This window comes from Streptomyces sp. JW3 (assembly GCF_052216785.1).
GTDB lineage: Bacteria > Actinomycetota > Actinomycetes > Streptomycetales > Streptomycetaceae > Streptomyces.
In genome coordinates, this window is the sequence record NZ_JBQOUX010000306.1 from 1 (window position 1) to 275 (window position 275).

At 71.3% G+C, this 275-nt stretch carries 1 protein-coding gene; it reads left to right on the top strand.

Going from position 1 to position 275, the window contains the following annotated elements; all coding sequences use genetic code 11:
• Positions 1-18 precede the first annotated feature (18 nt).
• A partial coding sequence (locus tag ACTT8P_RS38620; RefSeq protein WP_442836456.1) for a hypothetical protein occupies positions 19-275 on the top strand: 257 nt, incomplete at its 3' end.

Genomic DNA, 275 nt, shown 5'->3' on the forward strand with positions numbered 1-275 from the left:
GACGCTGGGGTGTTGCGGGTGTCGTGGCAGGCGGTGGTGGACCGGCATGCGGGTCTGCGGGCGGGGTTCTGGCAGCCACCGGGTCTTGAGCAGCCGGTGCAGGTGATCGCCGAGGGTGTCGAACTGCCGTGGCGTGAAGTGGACCTGTCCAGTGCGTCGGATGAGATGGCGTGGGCGGAGTCCGAGCGGATCGCGGTCGAGGAGCGGGCGCGGCGGTTCGACCTCGTCCGGCCTCCGCTGCTGCGGGTGCTGCTGGTGAAGGTGGGCGAGGACCG